Below are 10,927 nucleotides of genomic sequence, written 5' to 3'. Positions count from 1 at the left end.
GCGCTCGGTTGCACCGCCAGTGGATTGTCGATGGACGCCCGGGACGCGCTACCGCGTCCACCTACGGCACGCTGGCGCGCGCATCAGGGTCCAGGTGCCCGGCCATATCGTTGTCGAGTTCGGCGACGATGTCGAGGTGGTGGTCGCCCGCCGGATTGCGCCGTGTATCAGCGGATCCGCGGTGCGCAGCAAATGACCAGCGCTGTTCAGCGGAACCACGGCATCCTGCAGGGCCGCATCGACGCGGTCGAGACCGCCTGACGCTGCATCCGACGCCAGAGATCAGCTGAACGCGTAGAACAGCTCCTGCGCAACTGTCTCGTCACGCCACGCGTCGCTGCTCCTGTTCAATCCGGCCGTCCCGCAGCGCCACCATGCGGTCGAAGCGATCGAAGATCTTCTCGTCGTGCGTGACCACCAGGATCGCCGCCTGCTGTTCCCGCGCCACCTGGCGCAGCAGGTCCATCACCACCCGGGCGCGCTCAGAATCGAGCGCCGCGGTCGGTTCGTCGGCGAGAATGACCTGCGGGCGGTTGACCAGTGCGCGGGCGATGGCCACACGCTGCGCCTCGCCGCCCGACAACCGCGCAGGCATTGCCGCGGCGCGCTTACCGACCTGAAGGTAGTCGAGCAGGGCGGCCGCCCGCTGCCGCGCCGTGGCGCGGTCCACGCCATCCAGCGTCATGGCCAGCGCGACATTGTCGATGGCATTCAGGAATGGCAGCAGATTGTGGAACTGGAAGATGAAGCCGATCCGCTCCCGTCGCAGCCGGCGTAGATCGGGCACGCGCCAACGTCCCTCCCACACCGTCTCCCCTCCAATGGAGAGCTTGCCGCCGGTGGGTTCCTGGATGCAGGCGATCAGGTTCAGCAGTGTTGATTTCCCGCTGCCGGACGGCCCCTTCAACCCGACCACCTCCCCAGCCCCGACCACGAGGTCCACCTCGGCCAACGCGCGCACGGCTGTGTCGCCGGCACCGAATGTCTTGCTCAGCTTCTCGATCTGCACCAGGGGGCCTGCCACGCGCTTCAGCCTCCCAGCGCCTGTTGCGGTTCGATCCGCAGCGCGGCCCTGATCGAGACGAGGCTGCCCAGCATGCAGATCACGGCAATGACCGCGGCCATCACCGCGACCTCCGTTGGACCGAGAGCGACGGCGCGGGGAAAGACATCGCGCGCGGAGAACACGATCGCCACGGCGGCGACATAGGCAACGCCGCCCAGCAGCAACGCCTGTTGCAGCACCAGGCCGACGATCGTGCTGTCGGGCGCGCCGATCAGCTTCAGCGTGGCGATCTCGCGCAGCTTGTCCATCGTCATGGTGTAGATGATCAGCGCGATGATCACCGCCGAGACGAACAGCAGCACGACGGTGAACATGCCAAGCTGCACGCGCGCGCGGTTCACCACGGACAGCGTCAGCAGATTCGACTGCTCCTGATCCGTCAGCGCGGCGAGGTGCTTCCAGCGCCGCGCGGTCTCCGCCACCAGGGCCGGGTCCGCGTCCGGGTGCAGGCGGGCGATGATGGCGTTCACCGTGTCGGTGCCGCCGCTGCCGGCGTTGGCCGCGATCGCGCGCCGCGCCGCCGCGGGTGCGAGGCGGAACTGCAGGTCCTGGCTGTCGCGCAATTGCATGAAGATCAGCGGGTCCCCACCTGATGCGACCAGCCCTCGCGTGGTGCCGACCACATGGTACCGGTAGCGCCCCAGCATCAAGGTGGCCCCCAAGGGCAGGCCGGAGCGGGCATCGGCCACGATCTCGAACCGCGCGCCACCCAGTCCCCTTCCGCTGGCGAGGACCGATGGTCCGCCTGGCCGCCCGGGTTCGTAGCCGATGACCTGCACCCGAATGGTGCCCTGCGGCGCCTGGGCTTCGGCGGTGCGCAGCGTGATGGCACCGGCCTCAACAACGCCCGGCAGGCGGGCCACCATTTCTCGCACATCGCCCGGGATGCGCGAGGCTTCGGCGAAGGGGCCGCGCGTGCCGGATTCCACCACCCACAGATCCGCCCGCAAGCTGCGCGACAGCGCCAGCGCCTCGGTCACCACGCCCTGATAGATGCCGACCATGGACAAGGCGACCGCCATCAGCAGCCCGAGCCCGAAGCAGGTCAGCACGAAGCGGCCGAACTTGTGCCGGATATCGGCCAGGGCGAGGTTCATGGCGCCGGCACCGCACGCGCCGCGCGCCCAACCGCGAAGCGGGAACCGATCTGCGTCACCAGCGCGACGTCCTCCGGCAAGCCATCGGTGATGGCCACGCGGCCATCGACCAGCCGTGCGGCGATGCTCACCCGCCGTTGCGCGAGGCGCCCATCCTCGATCGTCCAGACCGTGCCGCCGGCACCGTCGAAGCCGTGCAGCGCCTGTTCCGGCAGCAGCCTGGCGCGTGGCAGCCGCGCCGTCTCGATGACCACCTCGGCCTGCTCGCCCACCACGGGCATGGCGGGGCAGGAACGGCAGCGCAGATAGATGCGGCGTTCCTCCGTGACACGGTCGGCCTCGAGCCCGATGCGGACGATCTGGGCTTCGATCGGGCGGCCAGGACGGCTGCGCAGCGTAACCATCCCGGTCTGCCCGAGTGCGAGATCGCCGGCGCGGCCTTCGTCGATGAAGGCCTGCATCCAGATGCTCTCGGGCGCGACCAGGGTGAAGACCGCTTCCCCCGGGTTCAGCGCGGTTCCGGCCTCCCGCGACCGGGCAATGACGACGGCATCGAAGGGCGCGCGCAGTGTGTGCTTCTCCAGCGCGGCGCGTTCCGTCTCCCTGTTGGCGCGCGCCTCGGCCTGGGCGGCGCGCGCCACCTCCGCATCGGCGCGGTTCACGACAAGATCGACGCGCGCCAATTCCTGTTCGGTCTCGGCCAGTTCGGCGGCCTCCTGGCTGCCGACGCCACGATTGGCGAGGTCGCGCCGCCGCCGAGCAGTGGCCTGCTTCTGCGTGAACTGCGCCTCCGCGCGTTCGCGCTGCGCATCCGCCCGCGCGGCGGCCGCATCGGCCGACAGCACCGCGGCCTCGGCGCGGGCGAGCCGCGCCTGCTGGCTGATCGGGTTGAGACGCGCGAGCACGGCGCCGGCGGCCACGCGATCGCCATGGTCCGCTGCCAGTTCGATGAGCATGCCCGGCACCTCCAAGCCAAGGCGGGACAGCACCTGCGCCTCGATCGCGCCGAGGCCGAACACCGTCACCGGCACATCCTGGCGGAACGGCGCGACCGCGACGTCGAGCGGCCGCCAGTTTCGCAGGTAGGCGAATCCCCCTGCCATGCCGAGCAGCAGAAGCGGAAGGGCAACAAACAATACCAACCGACGACGCATGGCCATCCCCCTATCGCGCCCGTAACTGCGTCACCGAGTGAAGCACGCGGATCGCCACCCGCAATCCGGTCGAGAGGCCGGGCAGCGCCGCAACGCTCGTCACGGCGGAGAGGTATCGCGCGCCATCAAGGCCATGGTGCTCCTGCCGGCTCCGTTCGGGCCGAGAACGATCCTACCACTTGCGACGGCAAAGTGGACGTCGTCCAGCGCCAGCCGATCGCCGTATTGCCGCGTCAGCCTGACCGCTTCGATGACCGGCTCGGCTCACATCAGTGGAAATGCTCGCCGCGGGCCATCATCAGGTGATGCGGCTGGTGGTGTCCGCCACTCACCAGCAGGCCCGCGAAGCCGAGCGCCCGCAGGCGGACCACCTGTGCAGGATCGGCCGAGGTGACGGTCAGCCGCACGCCATCGGGCAGGGCTTCCGTGGTAGCGCGCCAGCCATTGAGCCGATTCAATTCCTGCCCGTGGGCCGGGATCATGCGCCGGATGCCGTCCAGCGTCCGGCCACTGCCGGTCACCGCGATGGCAACACCACCGTCAACCGCGCTTTCGGTGGCCACGGCCCGAAGGGTCACCTCGTTCATGTCCACCAGGTGCTCGCGCAGCGCGGCCAGATTGACCTTGGACCAGTCGGTCGAGGGATCCGCCTGAAGGATCTGGACGATTTCCTGCATCGCACCGAAGGCATCCTGGCCCGGCAGCGTCGGCATGGCGGCCGGCGCGTCCCGGTGCATGGCCGCGTGGCCATGCGCCGGCGACTGCGCGAAGGACGGGGCGAAATGCAGGGCGCCCATGGCGGCCACCATGGCGAGCACGGCGCCGGCCGTCATGGCGATGAGCTTTGGCGACATGGAGTTCTCCGCAGGGTGCCGGTTGTCGCGCAGGCTACACCCCCCGCGAGGCGGATCATATGATCCCGGTCATACAGGTCACGCGTCGGGCTGGGATATCTCCGCCGATAATGCATCGAAAGACCCGGCCCATGACCGAACCGCGCTCCCGTCGTCGTTTCCTGCAAGGGGCAGGGACGCTGTGCCTCGGTTGCCTGGCGGCGGGCAGCGCCTCGGCTCAGCCGGCAGCCGCCACCGCTCCCGGTGGCATCGTCGCCCATGGCGCCTTTCGCAATCTCATGCAGCGCCGCGACTTCACACCCAAGGTGGAGCTTGCGCGCTTGCGCGCCGAAGGGGTGACGGAGGCGGTCGGGGCATTGTCCGAACTGCGCGGCGAGGTCACGGTGATCGATGGGCGCGAGGTCGTCTCGCTCGGACCCTGCGCAGGCTGTGGGCCAGCCGCAGAATCCGCTACCCTGCTCGTTGCCACGCGCGTGTCGCACTGGCGCAGCGAGACCGTGCCGCAGGATGTGCCGGAACGCGCGCTGCGAGCCTTTATCGCGGAGCGGGCGCGGGCCAATGGCCTCAATCTCGGCATGGCCTTCCCCTTCCGGTTCCGAGGTACGTTGCAGGACGTTCTGATGCATGTGAACGGCGGCCCCGACCCGCGCTTCACCGGGCATGGCTCGCCCGTCCCCATGGCGGTGGCCGACCTGTTTCGGGAAGCCCGGCTCGAGGGCGAGGTTATCGGCTTCCACGCCAGCGCTGACATGGTCGGCATCATCTCCCATGCCGGGGATCCGCTGCATTGCCACTGGGTGTCGCCGGCGCGCGATGCCACGGCGCATCTCGATGAGTTCGGACTGCTGGCGGGCGGGACGCTATCATTTCCCCTTGGATGAGGCGCCGGTCGGGGTGGGTCGTGGCCGCACCCGGGCGCCGCGCTCAGGCCGCGTCGGTGCGCCGGTCGGGACGCAGGGCCGCGCGCACCCCCTCCAGGATCCAGCCGGCTGCCACGCCGAGGGCGGGGTTGAGCGCGAAGGTCGCGAGCGCCGCCGCGGCGATGGCGGGCCGGCATTCGCTGCGGACCTCGAGCAGCCGCCGCGACAAGGCGAGGTCGCTGCCCGCCAGGATCAGCAGGGCACCGAGCGCGCCCGCGGGAACCACCGCGAGCAGCCGGGCCGCATCCTCGGCGAAGAACAGGCCAAGCGGCAGCAGCAGGGCGCCGAGCAGCACCGGCGCCCAGCCCGTGCGCGCCCCGAAGCGGTGCTGTGCGATCAGCCCACCCGCACCATGGCACATCGGCAAGGCACCGAATGGTGCGAGCAGCACATTGGCGCCACTGGTCACGAGACCAAGCCTGCCTTCGGAGGCGCGTGCCGCGGCGCCGGGCGGGAACATCTCGCGCACCAGCAGGGCCGGCAGCAGAACGGCATTGGCGAGGGTAAGTGGGAGTTGCGGCAGCGCGCCGAGCAGGAAGCCGCGCCACGCCTCCTCGCCACCGCTCGGCAGGACGAGCGGCGGCAAGGTGAAGGCCATCGAGGGCAGCGGCGGCAGCACCCCGCCGGCGGCGAGGTCCACGGCGATCGCGCCCGCGAGCGCCAGCGGCACCGCGGGAAGCCGCGGCGCGACCCGCGGCAGGCCGATCAGCAGAACCAGGGCGACGCCCGCCACGAGCGGCCCCGCCCAGACGAGGCCAAGCCCGATCCAGGCCATGCTGGCGCCGACACCAAGCTGCAGCCCCAGCACCACCGAACGCGGCACGACGCGCGCCGCCCAGGATGTCGCGCCGGACAGCGTGAGCGCCAGCAGGATCAGCCCCCCCGCGATGCCGGCGGCGGCCACCTCGCCCGACATGAGGCCGCCGGCGATGACCAGCGCGCCGACCGCCTTCATGGGCTGTACCGGCAAGGGCAGCCGATAGATCAGGCCGGTAGCGATAAGGAACACGCCGAAACCCATCAGCACGCCGCCCGCCGACATGCCCGCGACGGCGATCGCGCCAAGCAGGATCGGTAGCAGGGTGCCGAGATCACCGAAAGCGCCGCCCACCTCGCCGGCGACGGTCGGGCGCGCGAGAGTCGTCACGCCAGGGCCGCCGCAGCTGGCAGCCGCACGCGACCATCGCCCTCCCGCGACAGGCGGCCTGACCGTTCCAGCCGGGCCAGGGCGCGATAGGTCGCTTCGTGGGACAGGCCGAGTTCCGCTGCGAGGGTCTTCCAGGACCTGTCGAGCCGCCGCGAACCGTCAGGCTCCGACGGAAGGGCATGCAGCACGTCCAGGATCCGATCCGCCGCATGTGGCAGGGCCAGGCGTTCGGCCCGTGCCCGCTCGGCGACCAGGCGCGACGCCAGGTGTGCTGCGATGCGCCAGCCGAGGGTGGGATCGGTCTCGGCCGCCCGTCGCAGGTCTGATGCCGCGTAGAGCGTCATGCGGCTCGGCATGGCGGCGACGGCGTCACAGTGATGGCAGGTTTCGAAGATCGAGGCCTCCGCGAAGGTGTCGCCGGGCCCGGCACGGTGCAGAACCAGCCGGCGCCCCTCCGGCGAAGTGCGGACGAGTTCCAGTGTCCCCTGGCGCACGAGGACGAGGCCGAGCGCGGGATCACCGGCGCGAAACAAGGTCTCGCCACGCGCTAAGGCGACAGCACGGCCGGGCGGCAGGGTACTGAGGAGATCGGGGCTCATGTGACTGCGATCATACAGAGGCGTGGTTGGCCGCGCGACCCTCGAATCCCGGGCGTCTCGTGGTGACTGTTCAGTCAGGGCGCGTGATGGCGCGAAACATCTCCGGCGCCACGTTCGATCGGGCGGCGGTTACGCTCTCGGTGGGGCTGGCCAAGCGGCGGGTGCCCTGACCCGCTCGGACCGAGGCTGATTGCGTCCCAGCTACATCATCCGGACGGCGCACATCCTCGTCCGACCGCGTAGGCCTGGGCACCAGGCTCTCGATGCAGGTCTCGCTCGACTGGTGGGATTTCGAGGCCTCGGTCGCCGGCTTCTTCGTCCACAGCCTGGCCGTTGCCGGCCTCACCATCGCCCTGGGCCATTACGGAGCGATGGCGATGAGCGCCTTCGATCGACGGAGGGCCGTGTCGGCAGGATCACCGCCGGCGGCCGGCCCAGCGCCAGCACGCGTAACGGGGTCTCCTCCAGCAGCCAGTCCACCGGGCCCAGCATGTCCCCCGGTGACCGGGGCAACAGCAGCCAGGCATGATGAAGCAGCACGATCAAGGCCGCGATGCCGCGCAGCGCGTCGAGTTCTTCCATGCGCGGCGACGTGGTCGATCTGGTCACGGGATACTCCTGCATATCCGAGGGGAACGCGGACTGGCCGGTCGTGCGGGCGCAGCATTCCGCGTGCTGCTTCAACCGTCTCGTGCGGGAGGCGTTCGATGCTGTTCCGCTTGGAGCCCAGTCATGCCTTGGCGCTCACCCTCGAGGACAGGGTGTCCGCAATCGCTGACGCCGACGCCCGGAATACTGGACATGCCGCGGGCCTCGGCTGAGTTCAGCGATACGCTGGGTCAGCGAGCCGGGATGCCAGGCCGACGCATCCGGTCCCACAGCGTCGTGCGCGAGACGCCCAGCGCGGCGGCGGCATCGCCGATCCGCCCGCCGCAGCGCGCCAGCACCCGCTGGATATGCGCCCGCTCCGCCGTATCACGCGCCTCGGCCAGTGAGAGCAGCTCCGTCTCCGTCGCGGCCTCGACGACGTCACCCGGCGGATCCACCGCGGGAGAAGGCGCCGGTTCCGCCCGGTTGGCGCGTTCCGGAAAAAGGTCTGACGCGCCAAGAGCGACAGCATCAGCCAACAGGACCGCCTGCTCCAGCCGGTTGCGCAGTTCCCGCACGTTGCCAGGCCAGGGATGCGCCAGGATCGCCGCCATGCCGTCGTCGGCGAAGGTTCGCTCGGTCTTTGCGAAGCGTCGCAGGAAGTGCGGCGCAAGATCCTGCAGGTCGTCAGGCCGGGTGCGGAGCGGCGGCAGGGCGAGCCTGATGCCCGACAGCCGGAACCACAGATCCGCGCGGAACGCGCCTGCGGCCACCCGGGCAGGCAGGTCGGCATTGGTCGCGGCGACGATGCGCGCCTGCGTCTCCACCGGCGCCGCTGCGCCGATCCGCAGGAAGCGGCGCTCCGCGATCAGCCGCAGCAGCCGCGCCGGCAAGGACGCGGACAGATCGCCGATCTCGTCCAGGAACAGCGTTCCAGCCCCGGCGGATTCCACCAGGCCCGGCGTTTCGTCGCCGCCAAACAACGCAGCCTCCGCCGCGGCCGTCTCGGCGGGCAGGGCGGCGCAGTCGACCACCACGAAGGGCGCCGCGGCGCGGGCGCCGGACAGGGCATGCAGCCGGCGCGCGGCTTCCTTTACATGGTTGCGGTAATGGACTGGGCGACGCGGAAGGTGCTGGCCTGGCGGGTGTCAAACACCATGGAGGTGGAGTTCTGCCTTGAGGTGCTGGAGGAGGCCATGGCGCGCTTCGGGCGGCCGGAGATATTCAATACCGACCAGGGCAGCCAGTTCACCTCGCCGCGGTTCACCGGCTTGCTGCTGAAGGCTGGGGTCCGGATCTCCATGGACGGTCGCGGTCGCTGGATGGACAACGTGTTCATCGAACGGCTGTGGTGCAGCCTGAAGTACGAGAGCGTCTACCTGCATGCTTTTGAGACCGGCTCGGAGGTGCGGGGCGGGCTGTCGAAGTGGATCGGCTACTACAACGCCAGGCGCCCACATAGCGCGCTGGCGGGCCGGACTCCCGACGAAGCATATGCGGCGAACGAGCTAGAGAAGTTGGCGGCCTGAGGACAACCAGGACCGAGCTTATCCAGGCCGTCAAGCTGTCCGACGGATGGGGGCCACTTCAGCCCGAGGGGTACCGCCGGGGCGGGGCAATCACCTCCCTTGCCGGCACCTTATCGTGTCAGCCGCGATCGGCGGACTGGGCGATCTCCTGCCGCAGTTGGTCGACCTTCGCGCCGGCCCACTGCCGAGCGTCGTCACCGAAGATGAGCCGCGATGGCGGCTTGTCCTGGGAAGCCAGGGCGACGATCCGCGCGGCGAGCAGCTTCGGGTCGTTCGGCTGGTTGCCGTTGGCCCCGTCCACGAACGCGCGGTACTGCGCGACCGCCTCGGCATAATCCGGAATGTCGATGCTGCCGAAGCGCGCCGACTTGCCGCCCATGAAGTCGGTGCGCAGCATCCCCGGCTCGACCAGCAGGGAGCGGACGCCCAGCGGTGCCAGCTCCTGCGCAAAGCCCTCCATCCATCCCTCGATCGCGAACTTCGAGGCCGAGTAAACCGCCCCGCCGCCGTTGGAGACGAGCCCGCTCACCGACGAGATGGTGACGATGAGGCCTGAGCGACGCACGCGCATATGGGGGGCGATCGCGCGCGCGACGTTCATCGTGCCGAACAGGTTGACCTCGAACTGGCGCCGCACAGCGGCATCGGTGAAGGTCTCGAAAAAGCCTAGTTCGGCATAGCCGGCATTGTTGACCAGCACGTCGATCGCTCCGAACCGCCCGGCGGTTTCGGCGGCGACCGCGGTCGCGGCTGCGGCGTCGGTGACATCAAGCGCGAGGGCGTGCAGGCGGCCCTGTTCGCCGCCAAAGGCATCGCGCACCGCGTCGGCGGACCGCGCCGTCGCCACGACCGTCTCGCCCGCATCGAGCGCCGCGCGCGCGATCTCGCGCCCGAGTCCGCGGCTTGCGCCTGTCACCAGCCACACCTTGCCCATCGCCTGATCCTCATTCTGTCCGCTGTTGCTGAACAGGTAGTCCTGCTAATGGATCGCGATAACCGCCTAATCAGTCATGGGCCCCAGTAGCCGGGATCATCAATGCGTCCGGACCAGCTCGGCGACCTCGCCGTCTTCGCGGCGATCGCCGCCGACCGCAGCTTCACGCGTGCCGCGAAACGGCTGGGAGTCACCCAGTCGGCGCTGAGCCAGACCATGAAGCGGCTGGAGGGGCAGCTGGGTTTTCGCCTGCTCTCCCGCACGACGCGCAGCGTTGCCCCGACCGCCGCCGGCGAGCGCCTGCTCGCCACCCTGTCGCCGGCGCTCGCCGGGCTCGCCGCCGAGGTCGCGGCGCTGTCGCAGGCACGCGGGGCAGCGATCGGCACGGTCCGGATCGCGACGGGCAAACACGCCGCGGACACGCTGCTGTGGCCGATGCTCCCGTCCTTCCTGCGCCGCTACCCCGGCATCGAGGTGGAGGTGCGCGTGGAGGACGGCATGACCGACGTCGTGGCAGACCGCTGTGATGCGGGCATCCGGCTGGGCGAGCGACTGGAGAAGGACATGATCGCGCTGGCGGTCGGGCCGCCACTGCGCGTCGCGGTAGTGGCCGCTCCCGGCTATCTGAGTGACCATCCGGCGCCGATGGCGCCCGCCGACCTCGTAGGCCATCGCTGCATCGCCTATCGCGACGCGCAGAGCGACCTGTCTCCCTGGTCGTTCGAGCGCGACGGCCATGCGGTGACGGTCACGCCGGGCCGCGGGCCGGTGTTCAACGACGGCGACCTGCTGGTGGCCGCCGCGCTCGAGGGGTTCGGCGTCCTCTATATCCTGGAGGACCTGGTGGCGGCGCCGGTTGCCGATGGCCGTCTGATCCGCCTGCTCGAACCGTGGTGCGAGCCGTTCGCCGGCTACCACCTCTATTACCCCGATCGGCAGGGCACGACGGCCTTCGAACTGTTCAAGGAAGCGCTTGGGGCAAGCAGGGCTGGTTGAAGGGCCCAAATCCGTTGGGCAGCAGGTTCCTCAATCTCGATCC

General features: G+C 70.0%; 12 protein-coding genes and 1 pseudogene. 4 read left to right on the top strand and 9 right to left on the bottom strand.

The window, feature by feature from the left end; all coding sequences use genetic code 11:
• The coding region (locus HB662_RS28820; protein WP_209443307.1) for a hypothetical protein at positions 1 to 196 on the top strand (196 nt) is incomplete at its 5' end.
• A 126-nt stretch (positions 197 to 322) separates the two neighbouring features.
• Here the strand turns inward: HB662_RS28820 and HB662_RS16270 are convergent.
• The 4 genes from HB662_RS16270 to HB662_RS16255 all read right to left on the bottom strand — a co-directional run bounded on the left by HB662_RS16270 (position 323) and on the right by HB662_RS16255 (position 4,171).
• Positions 323 to 1,009 carry an ABC transporter ATP-binding protein gene (locus HB662_RS16270; protein WP_456305475.1) on the bottom strand — a complete coding sequence of 229 codons (687 nt, stop codon included), beginning with the start codon at positions 1,007 to 1,009 and terminating at the stop codon, positions 323 to 325.
• Positions 1,010 to 1,029: 20 nt separating this feature from the next.
• Complete coding sequence (locus tag HB662_RS16265) at positions 1,030 to 2,163, bottom strand: ABC transporter permease (protein ID WP_168050836.1); 1,134 nt, start codon at positions 2,161 to 2,163, stop codon at positions 1,030 to 1,032.
• Complete coding sequence (locus HB662_RS16260; protein ID WP_168050835.1) at positions 2,160 to 3,317, bottom strand: efflux RND transporter periplasmic adaptor subunit; 1,158 nt, start codon at positions 3,315 to 3,317, stop codon at positions 2,160 to 2,162. The genes HB662_RS16265 and HB662_RS16260 overlap by 4 nt, the downstream gene beginning before the upstream one ends.
• 269 nt (positions 3,318 to 3,586) lie before the next feature.
• Positions 3,587 to 4,171 (bottom strand): hypothetical protein, encoded by a 585-nt coding sequence (locus tag HB662_RS16255; RefSeq protein WP_168050834.1) that lies wholly within the window; start codon positions 4,169 to 4,171, stop codon positions 3,587 to 3,589.
• 131 nt (positions 4,172 to 4,302) lie between these two features.
• Between HB662_RS16255 and HB662_RS16250 the strand changes: the two genes are divergently transcribed.
• Positions 4,303 to 5,052: an acetolactate decarboxylase gene (locus HB662_RS16250; protein ID WP_168050833.1), complete on the top strand. Its 750-nt coding sequence runs from the start codon at positions 4,303 to 4,305 to the stop codon at positions 5,050 to 5,052.
• Positions 5,053 to 5,095: 43 nt separating this feature from the next.
• Here the strand turns inward: HB662_RS16250 and HB662_RS29965 are convergent, their stop codons facing one another.
• The 4 genes from HB662_RS29965 to HB662_RS16230 all read right to left on the bottom strand — a co-directional run bounded on the left by HB662_RS29965 (position 5,096) and on the right by HB662_RS16230 (position 8,462).
• Positions 5,096 to 6,238: a molybdate transporter family protein gene (locus HB662_RS29965; RefSeq protein WP_168050832.1), complete on the bottom strand. Its 1,143-nt coding sequence runs from the start codon at positions 6,236 to 6,238 to the stop codon at positions 5,096 to 5,098.
• Positions 6,235 to 6,837, bottom strand: a complete 603-nt coding sequence (locus tag HB662_RS16240; RefSeq protein WP_168050831.1) for a Crp/Fnr family transcriptional regulator — start codon at positions 6,835 to 6,837, stop codon at positions 6,235 to 6,237. Before HB662_RS16240 ends, HB662_RS29965 begins: the two co-directional genes overlap by 4 nt.
• A 342-nt stretch (positions 6,838 to 7,179) precedes the next feature.
• Positions 7,180 to 7,446, bottom strand: coding sequence for a hypothetical protein (locus HB662_RS16235; protein ID WP_168050830.1), 267 nt, complete (start codon positions 7,444 to 7,446; stop codon positions 7,180 to 7,182).
• Positions 7,447 to 7,676: 230 nt separating this feature from the next.
• Positions 7,677 to 8,462: a sigma 54-interacting transcriptional regulator gene (locus HB662_RS16230; RefSeq protein ID WP_168050829.1), complete on the bottom strand. Its 786-nt coding sequence runs from the start codon at positions 8,460 to 8,462 to the stop codon at positions 7,677 to 7,679.
• 45 nt (positions 8,463 to 8,507) lie between these two features.
• Between HB662_RS16230 and HB662_RS16225 the strand changes: the two are divergent.
• Positions 8,508 to 8,954, top strand: a pseudogene (locus HB662_RS16225) (transposase); the annotation flags it as partial.
• Between the two features lie 118 nt (positions 8,955 to 9,072).
• Here the strand turns inward: HB662_RS16225 and HB662_RS16220 are convergent.
• Complete coding sequence (locus HB662_RS16220; RefSeq protein WP_168050828.1) at positions 9,073 to 9,888, bottom strand: SDR family NAD(P)-dependent oxidoreductase; 816 nt, start codon at positions 9,886 to 9,888, stop codon at positions 9,073 to 9,075.
• 102 nt (positions 9,889 to 9,990) lie between these two features.
• On the opposite strand from HB662_RS16220, the gene HB662_RS16215 reads away from it, so the two are divergent.
• Positions 9,991 to 10,884: a LysR family transcriptional regulator gene (locus HB662_RS16215; protein WP_168050827.1), complete on the top strand. Its 894-nt coding sequence runs from the start codon at positions 9,991 to 9,993 to the stop codon at positions 10,882 to 10,884.
• The last annotated feature ends 43 nt before the right edge of the window (positions 10,885 to 10,927 follow it).

The sequence above is a fragment of the Falsiroseomonas frigidaquae genome (assembly GCF_012163145.1).
Classification (GTDB): domain Bacteria; phylum Pseudomonadota; class Alphaproteobacteria; order Acetobacterales; family Acetobacteraceae; genus Falsiroseomonas; species Falsiroseomonas frigidaquae.
Note: the sequence above shows the minus strand (reverse complement) of the source record. Positions and strands in the feature narration are given on the sequence as shown.